This is a genomic window from Planococcus sp. PAMC 21323 (genome assembly GCF_000785555.1).
Taxonomy (GTDB): Bacteria; Bacillota; Bacilli; order Bacillales_A; family Planococcaceae; genus Planococcus.
Window position 1 is genome coordinate 1,161,873 of the sequence record NZ_CP009129.1, and the last position, 19,988, is coordinate 1,181,860.

A 19,988-nucleotide genomic window follows, 5' to 3' on the forward strand; every position below is an offset into this window, starting at 1 on the left:
GCTTTTGTTTTGATCGGAACCCTGTAAACCGGTTCGGCCGGTTCACACATTTAAGCTATTCGCGACACTATCCGGAGGTGGATTACTATTAGCAAAGACATTAATGTAAATGACGGTATTCGTGCACGTGAGTTGCGAGTTATTGATCAAAACGGTGAACAACTTGGCATCAAAACACGTATCGAAGCACTTGAAATTGCAGCTCGTGTCAACTTGGATCTTGTTCTTGTGGCTCCTCAAGCTAAGCCGCCGGTTGCTCGAATCATGGACCATGGTAAATTCAAGTTTGAGCAGCAGAAGAAAGATCGTGAAATCCGTAAAAATCAGAAAGTGATTATCGTTAAAGAAGTACGCTTAAGCCCTTCAATTGACGATCACGATTTCAACACGAAACTTCGCAATGCGATCAAGTTCCTTGAAAAAGGCGACAAAGTGAAAGCTTCTATTCGTTTTAAAGGCCGTGCGATTACGCACAAAGAAATTGGACAACGTGTACTTGAACGTTTCGCAGAAGCGTGCAAAGAAGTTGCAACAGTTGAGCAGCGCCCGAAAATGGATGGTCGCAGCATGTTCTTGATGCTTGCACCAGTTAACGAAAAAGAATAAGAGATCATTGTTTAGGAGGAATTCGAAATGCCGAAAATGAAAAGCCATAGCGGTGCATCAAAACGTTTCAAAAAAACGGGTACTGGTAAAGTAAGACGCCACAGCTCACACACTAGCCACTTATTCGCAAACAAATCTACAAAGCAAAAGCGTAAACTTCGTAAAGGGAAACTTGTTTCTTCAGGCGACTTGAAACGCATCAAATCATTAATCTATAACATGAAATAAACCGTAACAAAAAATCGAATTTTTTATATTCAGCAGGAGGTAATGTGATATGCCACGCGTAAAAGGTGGAACAGTGACGCGTCAGCGTCGTAAAAAGGTCATTAAATTAGCAAAAGGTTATTATGGTGCAAAGCACATCCTTTTCAAAGTAGCAAACCAACAGGTAATGAAGTCAGGTAACTATGCTTACCGTGACCGTCGTAACAAAAAACGTGATTTCCGTAGACTTTGGATCACACGTATCAACGCAGCAGCTCGTATGAACGAAATTTCATACAGCCGCCTTATGCACGGATTAAAAGTTGCTGGTATCGACATCAACCGTAAAATGCTAGCTGAAATCGCTGTATCTGATGCAGCTGCATTCACAGCATTGGTTGACCAAGCGAAAAAAGCAGTAACTAAGTAATAAAAGCGAAAGTGCCTGTTCAGACCCGACAGGCTTAAGACGGACCACCGAAGCGGCGCTTTTTGCCGCACAGGTGGGTTGACTTAAGTCCCGAGGGTCTAGGCATTGCAGCTAGATAATAAAAGCGAAAGTGCCTGTTCATCGCAGTCCATAGACATCACACAACTAGAAAGCTGCAATGCATAGGCATTTAACGCTACAATAAAAAAGACTGACGATTTTTCGTCAGTCTTTTCTTATGGGGGAAAATCCAATGTTTTTGATTATCTTTGTATATATGGCAATCTTGACAGTCATGGCTTTTGTTATGATGAAAATCGATAAACACCAAGCGCAAAACCGTGGTCAACGAATCCCTGAGAAAAACTTATGGACAGTCGCCATATTCGGTGGCGGAATTGGTGCGTATCTTGGCATGATGGCATTTCGTCATAAAACAAAACACACCAATTTTCGCATCGGATTTTTAGTATTAGCTCTACTCGATGGTGCATTTTTAATTTGGAGTTATCAAAACTTCTTATAAATTAAGGAATTATTCTTCTTGTTTCATCAGGCGTTCAATGGGATTTTTCCAGCTGATATGAGCTTCTGGATAATTCATCAAAATTTCTTTTTCAAGAAAGCGGAAATCTTCTTTTGTAAAGCCTTGCAATTGATCAGGATCTGCAACCCATACAAAAATCGAAACGACTTCAAAAGATTGTTCAGTCGTACCAAGGTATTTCTCACCTTCAAACAACACGCCGCGAAGTGAGATGAAAAAGTTTTTCTGAACATTTTTCACATCGTCTAAAAAATAATAATTTCCTGCTTCAAGAGCGGCATCCAATTTCCTTTTCGGATCCACGATATAACGGATCAATCGATAAAATAAATAAATGATTAATGCCAATACAATGAGGCGTATAAGAAAAGCCATTTGAATTACCTCCTGTCTACATATTTCTATAGTTAGTATACGAGTTGAAAGTCGTTAAGTTTCACGATTTAATAGAATAAAGGGGAGATTTGTATGAAATTACAAGAATTGTTCAAAATGCAGGAAGAACTCGATCGTTTTATTCAATCAAATCAGAATATCAATGAAGATGTATTTCGCAAGAAAGGTTTAGCTTTATTAGTAGAGCTAGCAGAACTGGCAAATGAAACACGCTGCTTTAAATTTTGGAGCACTAAAGGCGCGTCAGAACGATCTGTCATACTAGAAGAGTATGTGGATTCTATCCATTTCTTATTGTCGCTCGGCATTGAAAAAAACTTGGACACGTTGGAAAATTGGCCAGACCCAATAGCAGAAAAAGAGCTTACGGAATTATTTCTCCGCACGCAAAAAGCCATTCAAGAATTTCTTGAAAATTACTCAATGTCTAATTACATGGAAGTATGGAGTTGTTACGGCGGATTAGCACGTGCGCTTGAATTTAATTATGAAGAAGTGCTTGATGCGTATATTCAAAAAAACAAAACCAATTACAATCGTCAACATGATGGGTACTAATAAACGAATGTTTTGATAATTGGTAGAAATTCCTTTATAATAAACAAGCAATGAATTATTTAGGAGGTCGAAATAATGACGAAATTAGATGAAACACAATTAATGTTAAAAGAATTGACTGATGCGAATGGCATTCCCGGAAATGAACGCCAGTCACGCGAGGTCATGAAGAAATACATAGAACCATATGCGGATTCAATCGAAACAGACGGTCTTGGAAGCTTGATTGCCAAAAAAGAGGGTTTGGCTGACGGACCCAAAATTATGGTAGCGGGTCATTTAGATGAAGTTGGCTTTATGATCACGCAAATTGATGAAAAAGGCTTTTTGAAATTCCAACCAGTAGGCGGCTGGTGGTCACAAGTTATGTTAGCGCAACGCGTGACGATTACAACTCGTAACGATAAAGAAATTACAGGTGTCATTGGATCAAAGCCACCGCATATTTTAACACCTGAAGCACGCAAAAAACCTGTCGAAATTAAAGATATGTTTATCGATATCGGCGCATCGTCTCGTGAAGAAGTAAAAGAATGGGGCATTACGCCAGGCGATATGGTAACTCCATATTTTGAATTTACGGTTATGAACAACGACAAATTATTGATGGCAAAAGCTTGGGATAACCGTATCGGTTGTGCGATTGCAATTGACGTCTTAAAAGGACTTAAAGGTGTTGACCATCCGAACGTAGTTTACGGAGTAGGCACTGTTCAAGAAGAAATCGGCTTGCGTGGCGCTAAAACAGCGACTGCTAAAATTCAGCCAGATATCGGTTTTGCAGTAGACGTTGGCATTGCTGGGGACACGCCGGGAATCACGAGCAAAGAATCGAATAGCAAAATGGGCGATGGCCCGCAATTATTACTTTTCGATGCTTCTATGGTTTCTCACCGCGGTCTACGTGAACTTGTGGTCGACACGGCTGAAGAAGCAGGCATTCCGTATCAATTTGAAACAATCGCAGGCGGCGGAACTGACGCTGGATCGATTCACTTAACAGCAAACGGTGTTCCAGCACTAGCGATCGGTGTAGCTACTCGCTATATTCACTCGCACGCAGGAATTCTGCACCGCGACGATTATGAAAACGCAGTAAAGTTAATCATCGAAGTCATCAAAAAACTCGACAAAGACACAGTCGCTCGTATTACATTCGAATAAAAATAGAGAACCCTTCGCTTAGGCGAAGGGTTTTTTGTGTTTTGCAAACAAAGTGCCGTTTAGCGCAAATAAACTTCCGCTCGCCGCAAACAAAGCGCGAGATAGCGCAAACAACGGTGTGTATCCCGCAAACAATCTCGTTCATCGCGCAAACAATTAAAGGTTTTTCGCTTTTCGCTTGCGAAAAGCATCCATCTAGAGATTTTCAGGTTTTAAAAAGAATGCTATACTCTATTTATTCTGATAGGAGGTGCTCTATGCACAGAAAAGAACTCGTTTTACTGTCTCAAACATAGTCGCTCGAAAGACTGTTATACCGCTTGCCTGAACATCATCCACAACGCCAATTTCTACAAGTCGAGTTATATCGAAGTGCTGCTGGAGAACGAGGGGAAACAAGGCTAGCGCGGAAGTTGGTGGAATTTAGTCCAGAAGAAAACTACCGCTTTTTGCAGAATGTTTGCTTGTCACTTGGCGAATGGAAAATTCAAATAGACGGCTTATTGCTGACAGAACGTGGCGCGATTATTGTGGAATCGAAAAACATTAGTGGACAGCTTTATTTTGATCATCAAACAGGCGAATTTGCTCGGACAGACATAGAAGGCCAACGCACGGTAATGGAAGATCCTACAATTCAATTAAATAAAAACATTCGCTTTCTAACGAAATTTTTTAAAATGAATAAAATCCAGTTACCGATCAAAGGTATTGTTGTATTTACATCTAAACAATGTGAATTTATTACGAAACCTCAAAATAGCGTTGTCTGTAAAACGTATCAATTGATTGACCATTTATTTCACATACTCAACTCTTTCCCCGACATGAATACCCAACCCAATTTATCGAAAATCGATAAACTTCTTCAAAAACATCAAACCCCTTATAAGCGGCTTCCTTTATGTCAGCTATACACTATAGCTTTTGCTGAACTAAAGCCCGGTATTTTTTGTGCGAGTTGTAAAAATCATCGAATGTTCCGGAAATATCGGTGCGGCTGGATGTGCGAGTTGTGCCAAACAGTAGATCTACATGCATTTGAAACGACGGTTCAGGAATATTTTTCACTCGTCCATACTCAACTAAGCAATAAGCAGTTAAGGCAGTTTTGTAATATTGATTCTCCATTTGTGGCGTCTCGCTTGTTGTCAACTTTTGATTTTGAGATTGCCGGTGCATTACGCAACCGGACCTATCAATTGAAGAATAAAGATTAGCTTTTCACTCCGGTGAGAAGCTTTTTTTGTGTTTTGCAAACAAAGCAAGGAATTGCGCAAACAAACTTTCACTCGCCGCAAACAAAGCAAGGGATTGTACAAACAACACTCTCTATGCCGCAAATAAAGCCGCATATGCCGCAAATAAAGAGTCATAGACCACTAGGTGCGTACTCGTTTAAAACTCCCAGAGCATTATTATTCTTTCGAAACTAGCTTTTCACTCAAGTGAGAAGCTTTTTTTGAGTTTTGCAAACAAAGGAGCGTATTGCGCAAACAAACTTTCGCTCGCTGCAAACAAAACGCGAGATAGCGCAAACAACGATCTCTATCCCGCAAATAAACTCGTTCACTCCGCAAATAAAGTCTCGTAAAACAAATTAATGTACATAATAATTGACTTAATGTTAAGTAAAGTGTACATTATGTTATATAAACCGAACATGAAAAAGGAAGGATGAAGCAGATGCTTAAAAATCGAGTGAAAGAACTTAGGGCTCGGTACGGCTTCACACAAAGCGATCTCGGCAAGCAAGTGGATGTCACGCGACAAACGATTGCTTTTATTGAAAAAGGAGAGTTTTCACCTTCGATTACCCTTTCGCTTAAACTAGCAAAAGCGTTGCAAACCAACGTCAACGACTTATTTTGGTTAGAGGAGGACGATGAACATGAAAAATGATTTTCGGATGCAGTACCCACTGTGGATGATGGGGTTTATCGGTGTGTTAGGAATTTTCTTATTCGGAGTCAATTCACCAATGACAAGCGATATCATCCTTACTGAAAATGAACAAAGCATACTGGTTGAATATGGTGTCGTGCAAGGATTTATTATTTTAGGGTCAATCTTAGTGTATCTCTTGATGCTGTTTGTTTTTTATATGAAGATGAGACGCCATAACAAAATGAATCCGACACAAAAAATTCCTTCTTTTGCTATTCGCCCACCCGAATATTTAGAACAGGATGAAGGTATGACGCATATTACGCGCATGGCTTCACAAAAAGTGTACACCTTTATGACATGGAGTTTACCGGCGTTAGCGGTATTTGCTATGTTTTCACCGTTACCAAGAATTTATACAGTGCTCACTATATTGATTGTCGCTTTCTTGCAATACGTCATTTACTACAAAGCAATCCGCGCGCATTTGAAGGAGGAACCCGAATGATTTATGAATACATTCTTGTCTTTTTAGGAGCGGCAATTCCTTGGTTTGAAATCGCCTTAGTCATTCCGCTTGGCATTGTTTGGGGCTTATCTCCTTTTTGGGTAATGATGTTAGCGTTTATCGGCAATATGGTAACGGTGTTGGCATTGATCGTTGGATTTGACCGTTTCAAGGTATGGTATAACAAACGTCAAGAAGCTAAAGGCAAAACTACCAACAAAAAAAGCGAACGCGCCAAACAGATTTGGAATCGGTACGGCTTACCAGGCCTTGCCATGCTCGGACCCATTTTAATCGGTACGCATATTGCCGCGTTTATCGGAATGACGCTAGGTGCGACAAAAAAGAATACGACTGTTTGGCTGACCATTAGCATTGCTGCGTGGACGCTTGTCTTTGGACTTTTGACAGCACTTGGCTTTGATTTCTTCACGGATAAAATCTAAGCTGTGCTATACTTGAGCTATTCTGAAATAAAGGCGTGAACGTATAATGAAAAGAATTGAATCTAACCAAAACTCACTCGTTAAGCATTGGAAAAAGCTCAGCACCACCCGGAAAGAGCGCGATAAATTCGCGGAATTCTTAGTAGAAGGGTTTCATTTAACTGAAGAAGCACTTCACAAAAAAGATCTTGTGAAATCATTAATTGTGCGCGAAGGCGTCGACATTCCAGAAGGTTGGGATATTGAAGGCGTTGCACATTATTCGGTAACAGCTGCTGTAGCAAAAGAGATTTCGGAAACTGAGCACACGCAAGGAATTTTCGCTCATTGCGCACAACCTGAGTTTACTGAAGACGAGCAAAAATCATGGACAAAGCTGTTAATGATCGATGCTGTTCAAGATCCAGGCAATATCGGAACCATGATTCGTACGGCTTCAGCTAGCGGGATTGATGCCGTTATTCTTGGTAAAGGTTGTGCAGATCCGTATAATCCGAAAACGGTTCGTTCAGCACAAGGATCTCATTTCCAAATTCCTATCGTTAAAGGGGAATTGATGGAATGGACCGAACAAACAAAAGCAAGTGGCATTACTATTTTCGGAACAGCGCTTCAAAACTCAACGCCCGTTCACGAAGCAAAAACGCTTGAGCAGTTTGCGTTAATTGTTGGCAATGAAGGCAGTGGTGTCGATCCGGTTCTTTTACAACAAACAGATCAAAACTTAATGGTGCCGCTTTACGGCAGTGCAGAATCGTTAAATGTGGCAGTGGCTACAGGAATTTTATTGTATAGTTTAGTTCCGAAAAACTAAGTTTGATAAAACCAGAGAACTTTCGTATAATGAAGAGGTAAATAAGTAAAAGCGAAGATTGGGAAAAGTATGTTGCGCCCTTACATTACAGAGATTCTGCACCTTGACTGGAAGTGTGGATATGTAAACGCCTCAGAAGTTCACCCCGCGAGCTGCCTAACGGGACCAGTAGAAATACTGTAAAGATAGGCCGGTGAAGAGCCGTTATGTAAACAAGTGATTGCTAATTTGCAATAACTAGGGTGGTACCGCGAATAATGCCTCGTCCCTTTTCTGGGACGGGGCTTTTTACTGTCTAAGGAGGAGAAAAAATGGAAGCACAATTGCAGGAATTGAAAACAAAGGCATTAGAAAAAATTGCTGAAGCATCGACTGTTAAAGAATTAAATGATGTTCGTGTCGCGTATTTAGGGAAAAAAGGACCGATAACGGATTTGTTGAAAGGCATGGGTAAACTACCAGCTGAAGAACGTCCGAAGATGGGTGCTTTAGTAAATGTGGTTCGTGAAGAAGTAACAACGCAATTGGAAAGTCGCATGGTACTTTTAGAAGAAGAAGCGATCAATGCGAAATTGCAAAGTGAAACGATCGATATCACTTTACCAGGACGTCCTGTAAAAACAGGTAACTCACATCCATTAACGCGTGTTGTTGAGGAAATTGAGGATTTATTTATCTCGATGGGTTATGAAGTAGCAGAAGGCCCGGAAGTTGAAAAAGACTATTATAACTTTGAAGCTTTGAACTTGCCGAAAGGTCACCCAGCTCGCGATATGCAAGATTCCTTTTATATAACAGAAGATATTTTACTCCGCACGCACACGTCTCCAGTTCAAGCACGGACAATGGAAGCAAAAGGCGGAGAGCCGATTAAAATTATTTGTCCGGGGAAAGTATACCGCCGTGATAGTGACGATGCGACGCATTCACACCAATTCACTCAAATCGAAGGATTGGTTATCGGTGAAGACATCCGCATGAGCGACTTGAAAGGAACACTTTCTGTATTTGCTAAGAAAATGTTCGGCGATGATCGTGAAATCCGTCTTCGTCCAAGTTTCTTCCCGTTCACAGAGCCTTCTGTTGAAATGGATATTTCATGCTTTAAATGTGGTGGCAGTGGCTGCAACGTTTGCAAAAAAACAGGCTGGATTGAAATTCTGGGCGCTGGAATGGTGCATCCGAATGTACTTGAAATGGCCGGTTATGATTCGAAACGTTTAACTGGATTTGCTTTTGGTATGGGTCCAGAACGTATTGCGATGTTAAAATATGGCGTCGAAGACATCCGTCATTTCTACACTAATGATGTTCGCTTTTTATCTCAATTCCAACGTACGGAACTTTAAGGAGGAAATAAAACATGCTCGTATCCATTAATTGGTTGAAAGACTATGTAAATACACAACAATTACCACCTGCTGAATTAGGTGAAAAAATAACGCGTTCAGGTATCGAAGTAGATGCAGTAATCGACCGTTCTCACGGCATGACAAATGTCGTTGTGGGCTATGTTGAATCGTGTGTCAAACACCCTGAAGCAGATAAATTATCAATTTGCCAAGTAAATGTTGGCGAAGAAACAACACAGATTATTTGCGGGGCACCGAACATTGCAGCTGGCCAAAAAGTAATTGTGGCACGCCCAGGAGCTAAACTTCCAGGTGGTATGAAAATCAAAAAAGCGAAACTTCGTGGAGAAGAATCGAATGGTATGATTTGTTCGCTTCAAGAACTAGGTATTGAAGGCAAGCTTGTGCCGAAAGCTTACGCTGAAGGTATCTATGTATTACCAGAAGACGCAGAAACAGGATCAGACGTTATTGCGAACTTCGATTTAAACGATACGATTTTAGAATTAGATTTAACACCAAACCGTGCAGATGCAATGAGTATGTTAGGTGTAGCTTATGAAGTTGGTGCAATTTTATCTGAAGAAGTTAAATTACCGGAAATCAGTTATAAAGAAGCAACAGATACAGCGGCTTCAATGCTGACATTAACGGTTGACGCACCAGAAGCTAATCCCTTGTATGTAGCAAAAGTTGTCCGCAACATTAAAGTACAAGAATCGCCCATGTGGCTACAACAACGTTTAATGGCTGCTGGTGTGCGTCCACATAACAATGTTGTCGACGTTACCAACTATGTACTGATGGAATACGGTCAGCCTCTTCATGCGTTTGACTACGATTTGTTGGAAACAGGGAATATTACCGTTCGTCACGCTAAAGAAGGCGAAATGATTACGACTTTAGATGATGCGGAACGTAAATTATCTGCTCATCAATTAGTCATTACGAATGGTGAAAAACCAGTGGCAATTGCTGGGGTAATGGGCGGTGCAAACTCAGAAGTGAGCGATGCAACGACAACGGTTGTAATCGAATCTGCTTATTTCGAGTCAGGATCTGTTCGTCAAACTTCAAGAGACCATGGTCTTCGCAGCGATGCAAGTTCACGTTTTGAAAAAGGTGTAGATCCAAATCGTGTTATTCCAGCAGCTGAACGTGCAGCACAATTATTGTCTGAGCTCGCTGGTGGGGAAGTATTGTCTGGATCTGTTATTTTCGACAAAGTATCGAAAGAAGAAAAAATCGTTAAAGTGTCACCGGACTTTATTAACAGCCGTCTTGGGATGAAAATTGCTTTTGAAGAAATGCTAGATATTTTAAACCGATTGAAATTCACTACTGAAGCAGTAAATGGTCAATTGGTTATTTCTGTACCGACACGTCGTCAAGATATTCAAATTCCTGAAGATGTTATTGAAGAAATTGCGCGCTTACACGGATATGATGAAATTCCTGCAACATTACCAGAAGCGGAAACAACTCCAGGTGGTTTAACACCTTATCAAGCTAAACGTCGCATTGTTCGTAACTTTTTAGAAGGTGCAGGGTTATTGCAAGCAACGACGTATTCGTTAACTTCTGAAAAGTCGGCAAAACAGTTTGCTTTGGATCCAACAGAAACGACACGTTTATTAATGCCAATGAGTGAAGAACGTAGCATTTTACGTCAAAGCTTATTGCCACATTTATTGGAATCTGTTACGTACAACACTGCCAGAAGAATGGACTCTGTAGCAATGTATGAAACTGGAGCGGTTTTCTTAAAAGGAAAAGACGAGCTATTAAACGAACAAGAGCATATAGCTGTGGCAATCACTGGATTGTGGCTAGATAATAGCTGGCAAGGCGAGAAAAAACCAGTCGACTTTTTTGTGCTGAAAGGCATTGTAGAAGGTCTTGGCGCGAAACTTGGAACTGAATTAACATTCGAACGCGGTCAAATGGATGACTTGCACCCGGGCAGAACGGCCTTTATCAAATTAAATGGTCAACGCATTGGTGTTATTGGTCAATTACACCCGTCTGAGCAAAAAGCACGCGATTTGAAAACAACAGTGGTACTCGAATTAAACTTAGCAGCTTTATTGAATCTGGAAACAGAAGCGTTAGTTTACACACAAGTACCACGTTACCCGTCAATGTCACGAGACGTAGCATTAGTTCTTTCTAAATTTGTGGAAGCAGCGACGATCGAAAATGTGATTCGTAGCGCTGGCGGAAAACTTTTAAAAGACGTTCGCGTGTTTGACCTTTACGAAGGTGACAAAATGGAAGAAGGCAAAAAATCTGTCGCCTTCTCATTGACATACTTTGATCCTGAGAAAACGTTGACGGACGAAGAAGTAACAAAAGCGCATGAGAAAGTGCTAGCTGCCTTAGCAGAAGTTGGGGCAGAATTAAGAAGTTAACGTGAGCTCTATAGTTAAAAAAGGATGAATCCATTTGGGTTCATCCTTTTTTTGGTTATTTTAAGCATGATGATATAATAAATTTACTTTTTATAGGACTTTTTGCTTCAAAACGATGAAAATGTGGTAGTATTTATCTAATACGAATTACGGGGGTACTCTTATGAAGAGGCTAATACAAAATGAAAGAGGCATATCTTTAGTAGAAATTCTAGCGGCAGTTGTGATATTAGGGATCGTCTTGGTTAGCGTCATGACTTTCTTCACGCAATCAGCTAAATTTACAGCACATAATAGTGAAAAGTTAACTAACATTCAAGTGGCAGAAGAGGTAGTTGCCGAAGCAAGAGTTGGGAAATATCAAAATAATATAACTTTTAAAAAAGATGGCTACGATATTATTATTAATATAAGTCCGGGACCTGAGAAATTAAAATTAGCAAAAATTACAGTGAAATCTCCAGCAGGAGCTGGAATTAATGAGCCAGAGTTTACTACTGAAATGTATTTTGAGGCAACGCCATGAAAAATAATAAAGGAATCACATTAGTAGAAATTTTAGGGGCTCTAGCAATATTGGGGATTATTGTAGTCGTAATTATGTCTGTATTTTCAAACGGTGCAAACTCGTCTGAAAGAACGACAAGTCGTCAACAATTACAGCAAGAATCAAATCTTATAATAGAACAAATCCGTTCGATATATCTAAAGAATGAAAAGAAAAATTCTGTGCCAACAGAATTTAAAATTAAAGTTAAAGGTAGTAAGTTAGTGTACTTGGATACTAATAATGCAAATGAAAAAATTATTTCAAGTGGTTATGAATACACTTTAATAAACGGTGATGTTAATAAAGAAATTCTATTTAATAGAACTAAAGCAACACCTTTCCATTTAAAAATATCTGAAAATAACCAAGAGTTTAATGTTAAGACTACGTTCAGTAAATTGAAATAGGGAGGGAAAAGAATGGAGAAAATACGCAATGAAAAAGGCTATGCACTTTTACTTGTTATGCTGCTAGTAGTACTATTTACAATAATGGGTATGGGACTATTAGCAATGAATATGAACGCGGCGAAGCAGTTTGATCTAAAAGAAGAACAAGTTCAAGCAAGGCACCAAGCGGAAATGGGAGTATTACATTATCAAAGCGAGCTAAATAAATACGTTTTCAATAATAGAATGACTATCACTGATGCAGTTGCATTTTGTAATACCGTGCCTGTGCCTAAGGTTGAATCGGGAACAAGTACGAAGAAATATACGACGATTTTACTGAAAAATGAATGTGAAATTAAAAATGGAGAAATTGTTCTTAAACTAGAGAGTACAGGGGAAGTTGGAGAAAGAGGCAACGAAGTAATAGAAGCAGATCTATATTTAACTAACTCTACCGGGGTACCAACTCTTCCAATACCAACTGGAAACGAACCAGTTAGAAGAAGTGATCCAGGGTGCATTGAAAAAGAAAATGGGAATAATTGTCTTACGACTGTAGAAGAATTTAGTGATATTCCTATATTGACTTTGCAAAAAGGGGAATATATATTTGGAAACCACTTAATACTCAATAATCTTAAAATAGGTGGTGGTAACGATTCAACTCTTATAGTTAGAAAAGACCTTTATATAAGAAAAAGTATTCATTCTCAAAATCATACGTGCCTAATAGTACAAGGAAGCCTATCCTTATTAAACGAAACATACTTAGAAAACGAAACATACTTTGGAAACAAAACATATATCTTTGTTTATGGAGATGTTAATTTATTTGATGTAACAGCATTCCAAACTCGTAATAGTGGCATTTACATCAATGGAGATGTTTATATTAAAGGGAAAAAAATAGACCCCAAGCCTACATGGGCATCTTCATTCCCTGTAAATACAGCAACAAAAGACGGTTGTAATTTACCTGGCTATGGATATAAAGATCTTACCAAATGGAGATTAATAGAAAAGATTAATGCCACGTATAAATAGAGTAAAAAACGGAACAAAACTGTTCCGTTTTTGTTTTGCTAATAAACATTTAGTATGTGCAATGTTACAACTTCTAGTGTGAAAAACGCTTTGCTAAAGCAATTGCCTTTTTCGTATTTGCAAAATGAAACTTCGTCAGTCCTTTCAAAGTCTCTTCACCATGCTTTAAAAGAATTTTCGCAGCAGCCTCATCAACAATCTTACCGGCACCTTTTGGCAACACAACTCCAGCTTCTGCACTCATCCGGTCCATTTCATCAAGAAACGCAACACGAGCGATGATTGATGCGCAAGCAACAGATACGTGAAGACCTTCTGCTTTTGTAGAAAACAAGACATTTTCTCGGATAATTTCCGTTTCGTCTTTAATGTGTTTATAGTAAATCGCGCGTTCGGCAAATTGATCGATTAAAATAGCATCGGGTTTCTCAGGAGCAATTTTAGCTAGTACATGCTTGAGTGCTTGATTGTGAAGCAATGCTTTGATTTTTCCTTGTGACCAGCCTTGCCCTTGCACTTTATTGTATTTGTCGTTATTTAACGTAAGCACACTATGAGCAAAAGCTTCTTTTATGTCGGGTGCAACTTTACGCATCCAGTCATCCGTTAATTGTTTAGAATCTTTTACGCCGAGTTCATAAGCAAGTTCAACTTTGTCTGCTGGCACGTAGCAAGCAGCGACTGTAATTGGGCCGAAAAAGTCACCGGTACCTGTTTCGTCAGATCCGAGTACCGATTGTTTGGCAAAGCCTTCCGGCAGTTTATCGCCTTTAGCAGAGACGACTTTGTTGGAAGCAGGAGCTGTTCCCCATTTAGCTGCTTCTCGGTCTGCCCCGTTTCCTTGAAACATCACTTTTCCAGATGTGTAAACCGTCACGACTGTGTCAGATAATTTTGCGCTAAATCGTGCATATGGATTTTTTGAAACTGTTTTATTTTTTTGATAATGGGCGATCACTTGGAGAAGACTTTGTTCCGGTAGTTTCAAAACAGTATTAGACATGGACGAGTCACCTTTCTTTGATTCACAATAGGATTGCTTTCATGGTATGATGAATTATAGAATTCCAAAGGGGGATATTGCATTGTCAGAGCAACATAAAATTCACACGGTCGTTGACATCTATGGCAACACCTATAAAATGGTTGGAACTGAAACTTCTGGTCATATGCGTCTTGTAGCATCAATGGTCGATAGCAAGATGAGAGAAATCAATGCCGCAAATCCATCACTAGATCAAGCAAAGCTTGCCGTCTTGACTGCATCAAATGCGGTACATGACTATCTTAAACTGAAAGAGCAAGTAGAACAATTAGAAAATGAATTAAAAGTACTGAAAGGTTGACGTGAATGCTTAATATACTTTTACTCGTCTTACTGATCGGTGGCATCATCGTGGGCGCAAAAAGAGGTTTTGTTGTCCAGTTGATTCATATGGTTGGGTTTGTAATTGCTTTAGTCGCGGCGTATACCTACTATAAACCCTTGTCTGAATACTTCGTTCTGTGGATTCCTTACCCAGCTATTAACGAAAATTCCCAATTTACGCTTGTAGTAGACCAATTAGACTTGGATCAAACCTTCTATCAACTATTAGCATTTGCGATTATTTTCTTTGTTGTTAAATTCGCATTGCAATTAATTGCATCGATGTTTGATTTCTTAAAGTATTTACCGGTACTTGGTTTTTTCAGCAAAATACTCGGTGCAGTGTTAGGATTTGTCGAAGCATACATACTATTGTTTATTTTCATTTATGTATTTGCATTGCTTCCAATAGATGCAATACAAAACCAATTAGAGAATTCTGGAATTGCACAGTCAATGCTTGAGCATACACCTTATTTCTCTGAGAAAGTAAAAGAATGGTGGTATATTTATATGTAGTAGGAACTTCTCTCTTACGAGGGAAGTTTTTTTAATCGAAACGGGGAGGGCTTTTGGTGAATAAAAAAATCATCATCAGAACACTTGAAAAAATTGCATTATATATGGAACTAAAAGGGGAAAACCCGTTTAAAGTATCGGCTTTCCGAAAAGCTGCGCAAGCATTAGAATTAGACCAGCGTAGCCTGGGAGAAATTGAAGACGTCACAAAGCTTAAAGGTATTGGCAAAGGAACGGGTGACGTGATACTCGAGCTGATTAACGACAATAAATCCACTGTTCTCGAAGAACTTCAAGAAGAAGTGCCAAAAGGGCTTCTTCCCATGATGAAACTTCAAGGCTTAGGCGGTAAAAAAATCGCCAAACTGTATAAAGAATTAGGTATTGATTCAATGGAAGCGTTGAAAGCAGCTTGTTTAAACGAAGAAATTCAAAAACTTCCGGGATTCGGTCCGAAATCAGAAGAAAAGATTTTAAAAGAACTCAATGACTTTGAAACAAAACCTGACCGTCAGCCTATATGGAAAACGGAAGAAACAGTGGCATTTATTACAGACGTCTTAACGTCCATTGCGGAAGTTACTGAGTTTTCAGTAGCTGGCAGTTTCCGTCGGACAAAAGAAACGAGTAAAGACATCGACTTTATTATCGCAACGGCTGAGCCGGCAAAAGTAAAAGAGCAATTGCTTGCGGCATTACCTATCCAGGAAACCATTGCATCTGGAGACACCAAAGTTTCTGTAACTGTAGAAGTTTTAGAGCCGATTGATGTCGATTTCCGATTGGTAGCACCAGAAGAATTTGTGACAGCGCTTCATCATTTTACCGGATCAAAAGATCATAATATAAGAATGCGTCAATTAGCTAAATCGCAAAACAAGAAAATTAGTGAATACGGTGTTGAACAAGAAGACGGTAGCATCGAAACGTTTTCTACTGAAACCGAATTTTTCGCTCATTTTGGTTTGCCTTTTATTCCGCCATCTGTGCGTGAAGATGGTCGCGAACTCGATCGTATTGAAGAATTACCGGAATTAGTGAAGATTGAAGATATTGTGAGCGATTTGCATATGCACACCACTTGGTCTGATGGCGCCAATTCATTAACTGAAATGATTGACGCATGTGTGGCAAAATCATATGAATACATGGTCATCACGGATCATTCACAGTATTTAAAAGTTGCCAATGGATTAACGCCTGAACGATTAACAGACCAAAACGCTCAAATTCGTGAGTTGAATAAAAAATACACAGAGATTAGCGTATTTTCAGGTACAGAGATGGATATTTTGCCGGACGCTACCTTAGATTTTGATGATGACATGCTCAAACAATTAGACTTTGTCATTGCTAGCATCCATTCGAGTTTCCAACAGCCGCAAGAGCAAATTATGGAGCGAATTTTAACGGCGATGAAAAATCCACATGTTCACATGATTGCGCATCCGACGGGAAGAATTGTCGGGCAGCGTGACGGCTATAATCCGGATGTTGAACAAATTTTAGATTGGGCAAAAGAATACGGCAAAATTGTTGAACTAAACGCAAGTCCGTACCGTCTAGATTTGGCAGTACCCTATTTAGTGATGGCACAAGAAAAAGGTGTACCAGTCGCTATAAATACAGACGCACATGCAATTGAAGGATTAGAAGTTATGGAAACAGGAGTTAAGCATGCTCAAAAAGCATGGCTGAAAAAAGACACGGTCGTCAATACATGGTCACTTGAAAAGTTCAAAGCTTTTATCAATAAGTCGAAATAACAAATCTTCAACGCATTGAGATATCGAGCAGAACAGCAGAGAATTCTGGGGAATATCGACATAATACTTAACATATATTGAAAGTTAGGAGGTTCTTAAATGATCGCTGAACGCGCATTAAGAACACTTGAATTTTATAAAATCCGAGATGAAGTAGCGAAGTATTGCACTTCGTCACTCGGAAAAGCACATGTAGACAATTTATTGCCGTCTACTGATATAAACAAAGTTAATCGATTGTTAGAACAAATGGACGAAGGCGCACAAGTATTGCGTGTGAAAAATAATGTCCCAATGGGCGGCATTTTTGATATTCGCCTTCAAGCGAGAAGAGCGCAAATTGGCGGTAGCCTGAGTCCAATGGAATTGATGGAAGTTTCCTCTACTGTTCGCGCGAGCCGTATTTTACGCCAGTTTTTCGAAACTATTCAAGAAGAAGGCGTTGTACAGATCCCGCATTTTATAGAGAAAAAAGAATCGATGCCCATTTTAACTGCACTTGAACATGCCATCAATATTTGTATTGATGACAACGGCGGTGTTTTGGATAGTGCTAGTTCAGAGTTACGCTCAATTCGTCAGCAATTACGCACGCAAGAAAGCCGTGTTCGTGAACGACTGGAAAGTTTAGTTCGAGGTAAAAATGCATCGAAAATGTTATCGGATTCGATTGTGACAATTCGCAATGACCGTTTTGTTATTCCCGTCAAACAAGAATATCGCAGCCATTACGGCGGAATTGTTCATGACCAATCGTCATCTGGTCAAACCTTATTTATTGAACCCGATTCTGTCGTACAAGCCAATAACGAAGTACGTCGCTTAAAAATGAAAGAAAAAGAAGAAATTGATCGTATTTTATTGATACTGTCCGCACAAGTACAAGAAGTAGCACACGAATTATTCGTACTAGTCGATGTGCTTGGTGAAGTCGATTTGATTTTAGCAAAAGCAAAATACGGTTCTGCACATAAAGGTACAAAACCAACCATGAATACAGAAGGCTATATTAACTTGAAAAAAGCGCGTCACCCAATGATTCCAAAAGATGAAGTGGTGCCCAATGATATTGAATTTGGACGAGACATTACGGCTATTGTGATTACTGGACCAAACACCGGCGGTAAGACGGTAACCTTGAAAACGGTTGGACTTGCAACATTAATGGCGCAATCTGGTTTGCCCGTACCAGCACTTGATGGTTCTGAACTTGCTGTATTCGATCAAATATTTGCAGATATCGGTGATGAGCAGTCGATTGAACAAAGTTTAAGTACATTCTCATCTCATATGGTTAACATTGTTGATATTTTGACGAAGTTTGACGAAAACTCACTTGTTATATTTGATGAGCTTGGAGCGGGTACAGATCCTCAAGAAGGAGCAGCACTTGCGATTTCCTTATTAGATGAAGTTCATGGCAGAGGTGCGCGAGTTATCGCAACAACGCATTATCCAGAACTTAAAGCATATGGATATAATCGCCCGGGTGTTGCAAATGCCAGTGTAGAATTTGATGTGGAAACATTGAGCCCAACATATCGGTTATTGATCGGTGTACCAGGACGAAGCAATGCATTTGAAATTTCGAAGCGTCTTGGATTGCCAGAGCATATTATTAGCCACGCGAAGAGTTTTACAGGAACCGATAGTAAAGCAGTGGATTCAATGATTGCATCTCTTGAAAAAAGTCGTCGTGAAGCAGAACAAGATGCGGAGCGTACGCAAGAAGTCTTATCAGAATCAGAGCAATTGAAAAAAGAGTTGGCTCAGCAACTTGAAGAATACGAGCAACAAAAAGAACAACGAGAAGAAAAAGCAAAAGAAAAAGCGCGAAAAATTGTGGACCAAGCTAGAGCAGAAGCAGAAAGTGTTATTTCGGAATTACGTAAAATGCAACTCAATCAAGGCTCATCTGTCAAAGAGCATGAATTGATCAATGCGAAAAAACGATTAGAAGACGCTATGCCTGAAAATCGCATTTTGAAAAAAGCAGCAAAAGACAATGCGGCAAAGCCATTGCAGCCTAATGATGAAGTTAAAGTTATTTCTTTCGGTCAAAAAGGAACCTTGGTTGAAAAAGTATCTAAAAATGAATGGATTGTCCAAATTGGTATTTTGAAGATGAAACTACCTGAATCCGATTTGTCATTCACAAAACCAGAAAAGCAAAAAGAAACGCGGACTATGGCAACATTAAAAGATCGCGATAGCCATGTGAAAATGGAGCTTGATTTGCGTGGTGAACGATACGAAGATGCATTAGCACGTGTTGAAAAATACTTAGACGATGCGTTATTATCAAACTACCACCAAGTATCGATTATTCACGGAAAAGGAACGGGGGCACTTCGTCAAGGTGTTCAGCAATATTTGAAAAAACACCCGCGCGTAAAAAGTTATCGTTTTGGTGAAGCAGGAGAAGGCGGCTCTGGTGTAACTGTCGCTGAATTAAAGTAAGTTTCCGAAGAGGAGTATAAGAAATGACAGAAACAGGATTTTGGACTCACCCTTTAGTCGAGACAGCTGGCTATTTTAGTGTAGTTGTTTTGTGTTTAATCGTTGCCATGGTAATTTTTGAAATGGTGACAAAGTACAATAACTGGGAACAAATCAAAAAAGGTAATTTATCCGTAGCAATGGCTACTGGAGGAAAAATATTTGGTGTTACCAATATCTTTCGTTTTTCAATCGAACAACATAATTCATTGTTCGAAATGGTCGCATGGGGCCTATACGGCTTTGCCTTGTTAGTATTTGCTTATATTTTATTTGAATTCTTAACACCGAAATTTAAAGTGGATGAAGAAATTGAACGGGATAATCGCTCAGTTGGCTTTATTTCGCTGACCATTTCTGTCGGTTTGTCGTTTGTTATAGGGGCTAGTATTCAGTAGGAGTTGGACATTGTGGAAAATCTCATTAAAATTTTATTTATTTTTTGTGCAATCTTTATCGTTGTAGGGATTATTTTCTTGTTTCTTTTTTAAAAATAAAAGCCAGCTTGGTAGCTGGCTTTTTT

23 protein-coding genes and 2 other annotated features (1 of these 25 only partly in view) are annotated in these 19,988 nt (G+C 39.5%); of the genes, 21 read left to right on the plus strand and 2 right to left on the minus strand.

Translation table 11 applies throughout. The features are described from left to right. Positions 1-16: a sequence feature (ribosomal protein L20 leader region), on the plus strand; it begins 125 nt to the left of the window's first position. Between the two features lie 83 nt (positions 17-99). From infC to PLANO_RS05910, 4 genes are all read left to right on the plus strand, one after another. Next, entirely contained in the window at positions 100-606 is a 507-nt protein-coding gene (gene infC / locus PLANO_RS05895) for a translation initiation factor IF-3 (protein ID WP_038703546.1), read from the plus strand. Between the two features lie 27 nt (positions 607-633). Further along, positions 634-834, plus strand: coding sequence for a 50S ribosomal protein L35 (rpmI, locus tag PLANO_RS05900; protein ID WP_008432253.1), 201 nt, complete (start codon positions 634-636; stop codon positions 832-834). 49 nt (positions 835-883) lie between these two features. Further along, the gene (gene rplT / locus PLANO_RS05905) at positions 884-1,243 is read left to right on the plus strand and encodes a 50S ribosomal protein L20 (RefSeq protein WP_006831130.1); all 360 of its coding nucleotides are present in this window, start codon (positions 884-886) and stop codon (positions 1,241-1,243) included. 253 nt (positions 1,244-1,496) lie between these two features. Next, the gene (locus tag PLANO_RS05910) at positions 1,497-1,769 is read left to right on the plus strand and encodes a DUF1294 domain-containing protein (RefSeq protein ID WP_052124285.1); all 273 of its coding nucleotides are present in this window, start codon (positions 1,497-1,499) and stop codon (positions 1,767-1,769) included. Positions 1,770-1,778: 9 nt separating this feature from the next. On the opposite strand, the gene PLANO_RS05915 is transcribed toward PLANO_RS05910, so the two are convergent. Next, positions 1,779-2,165 (minus strand): hypothetical protein, encoded by a 387-nt coding sequence (locus tag PLANO_RS05915; protein WP_038703547.1) that lies wholly within the window; start codon positions 2,163-2,165, stop codon positions 1,779-1,781. A 93-nt stretch (positions 2,166-2,258) separates the two neighbouring features. Here PLANO_RS05915 and PLANO_RS05920 point away from each other — a divergent pair, with 93 nt between their 5' ends. The 12 genes from PLANO_RS05920 to PLANO_RS05975 all read left to right on the plus strand — a co-directional run bounded on the left by PLANO_RS05920 (position 2,259) and on the right by PLANO_RS05975 (position 13,312). Next, positions 2,259-2,744 (plus strand): dUTP diphosphatase, encoded by a 486-nt coding sequence (locus tag PLANO_RS05920; RefSeq protein ID WP_038703548.1) that lies wholly within the window; start codon positions 2,259-2,261, stop codon positions 2,742-2,744. A gap of 75 nt (positions 2,745-2,819) precedes the next feature. Then, positions 2,820-3,908: a M42 family metallopeptidase gene (locus PLANO_RS05925; protein WP_038703549.1), complete on the plus strand. Its 1,089-nt coding sequence runs from the start codon at positions 2,820-2,822 to the stop codon at positions 3,906-3,908. A 320-nt stretch (positions 3,909-4,228) separates the two neighbouring features. After that, on the plus strand, positions 4,229-5,128 hold the full coding sequence (locus tag PLANO_RS05930; RefSeq protein ID WP_231554756.1) for a nuclease-related domain-containing protein: 900 nt from the start codon (positions 4,229-4,231) through the stop codon (positions 5,126-5,128). A 466-nt stretch (positions 5,129-5,594) separates the two neighbouring features. Next, positions 5,595-5,810 carry a helix-turn-helix transcriptional regulator gene (locus PLANO_RS05935; RefSeq protein WP_038703550.1) on the plus strand — a complete coding sequence of 72 codons (216 nt, stop codon included), beginning with the start codon at positions 5,595-5,597 and terminating at the stop codon, positions 5,808-5,810. Beyond that, positions 5,800-6,303, plus strand: a complete 504-nt coding sequence (locus PLANO_RS05940; protein ID WP_038703551.1) for a hypothetical protein — start codon at positions 5,800-5,802, stop codon at positions 6,301-6,303. The genes PLANO_RS05935 and PLANO_RS05940 overlap by 11 nt, the downstream gene beginning before the upstream one ends. Further along, a complete protein-coding gene (locus PLANO_RS05945; protein WP_038703552.1) occupies positions 6,300-6,749 on the plus strand; it encodes a small multi-drug export protein in 450 nt (149 codons plus the stop codon). The genes PLANO_RS05940 and PLANO_RS05945 overlap by 4 nt, the downstream gene beginning before the upstream one ends. Before the next feature lie 46 nt (positions 6,750-6,795). After that, positions 6,796-7,563 carry a TrmH family RNA methyltransferase gene (locus PLANO_RS05950; protein ID WP_038703553.1) on the plus strand — a complete coding sequence of 256 codons (768 nt, stop codon included), beginning with the start codon at positions 6,796-6,798 and terminating at the stop codon, positions 7,561-7,563. 45 nt (positions 7,564-7,608) lie between these two features. Further along, positions 7,609-7,836 (plus strand) — a binding site (T-box leader). A 38-nt stretch (positions 7,837-7,874) separates the two neighbouring features. Beyond that, entirely contained in the window at positions 7,875-8,912 is a 1,038-nt protein-coding gene (pheS, locus tag PLANO_RS05955; protein WP_038703554.1) for a phenylalanine--tRNA ligase subunit alpha, read from the plus strand. Between the two features lie 14 nt (positions 8,913-8,926). Beyond that, complete coding sequence (gene pheT / locus PLANO_RS05960) at positions 8,927-11,326, plus strand: phenylalanine--tRNA ligase subunit beta (protein WP_038703555.1); 2,400 nt, start codon at positions 8,927-8,929, stop codon at positions 11,324-11,326. Positions 11,327-11,489: 163 nt separating this feature from the next. Further along, positions 11,490-11,852 (plus strand): type IV pilus modification PilV family protein, encoded by a 363-nt coding sequence (locus PLANO_RS05965; RefSeq protein WP_038703556.1) that lies wholly within the window; start codon positions 11,490-11,492, stop codon positions 11,850-11,852. After that, positions 11,849-12,283, plus strand: coding sequence for a type II secretion system protein (locus PLANO_RS05970; RefSeq protein ID WP_038703557.1), 435 nt, complete (start codon positions 11,849-11,851; stop codon positions 12,281-12,283). Before PLANO_RS05965 ends, PLANO_RS05970 begins: the two co-directional genes overlap by 4 nt. Positions 12,284-12,295: 12 nt before the next feature. Further along, the gene (locus PLANO_RS05975; RefSeq protein ID WP_038703558.1) at positions 12,296-13,312 is read left to right on the plus strand and encodes a hypothetical protein; all 1,017 of its coding nucleotides are present in this window, start codon (positions 12,296-12,298) and stop codon (positions 13,310-13,312) included. Between the two features lie 73 nt (positions 13,313-13,385). On the opposite strand, the gene rnhC is transcribed toward PLANO_RS05975, so the two are convergent. Next, complete coding sequence (gene rnhC, locus PLANO_RS05980) at positions 13,386-14,315, minus strand: ribonuclease HIII (RefSeq protein ID WP_038703559.1); 930 nt, start codon at positions 14,313-14,315, stop codon at positions 13,386-13,388. 82 nt (positions 14,316-14,397) lie between these two features. On the opposite strand from rnhC, the gene zapA reads away from it, so the two are divergent. From zapA to PLANO_RS06005, 5 genes are all read left to right on the plus strand, one after another. After that, positions 14,398-14,658 (plus strand): cell division protein ZapA, encoded by a 261-nt coding sequence (gene zapA / locus PLANO_RS05985; protein ID WP_038703560.1) that lies wholly within the window; start codon positions 14,398-14,400, stop codon positions 14,656-14,658. Between the two features lie 5 nt (positions 14,659-14,663). Next, on the plus strand, positions 14,664-15,200 hold the full coding sequence (locus tag PLANO_RS05990) for a CvpA family protein (RefSeq protein WP_038703561.1): 537 nt from the start codon (positions 14,664-14,666) through the stop codon (positions 15,198-15,200). A gap of 56 nt (positions 15,201-15,256) precedes the next feature. Then, positions 15,257-16,966, plus strand: coding sequence for a DNA polymerase/3'-5' exonuclease PolX (polX, locus tag PLANO_RS05995; protein ID WP_038703562.1), 1,710 nt, complete (start codon positions 15,257-15,259; stop codon positions 16,964-16,966). 99 nt (positions 16,967-17,065) lie between these two features. Further along, positions 17,066-19,426 carry an endonuclease MutS2 gene (locus tag PLANO_RS06000; protein WP_038703563.1) on the plus strand — a complete coding sequence of 787 codons (2,361 nt, stop codon included), beginning with the start codon at positions 17,066-17,068 and terminating at the stop codon, positions 19,424-19,426. A 23-nt stretch (positions 19,427-19,449) separates the two neighbouring features. After that, the gene (locus PLANO_RS06005) at positions 19,450-19,863 is read left to right on the plus strand and encodes a DUF350 domain-containing protein (RefSeq protein ID WP_038703564.1); all 414 of its coding nucleotides are present in this window, start codon (positions 19,450-19,452) and stop codon (positions 19,861-19,863) included. Positions 19,864-19,988 lie beyond the last annotated feature (125 nt).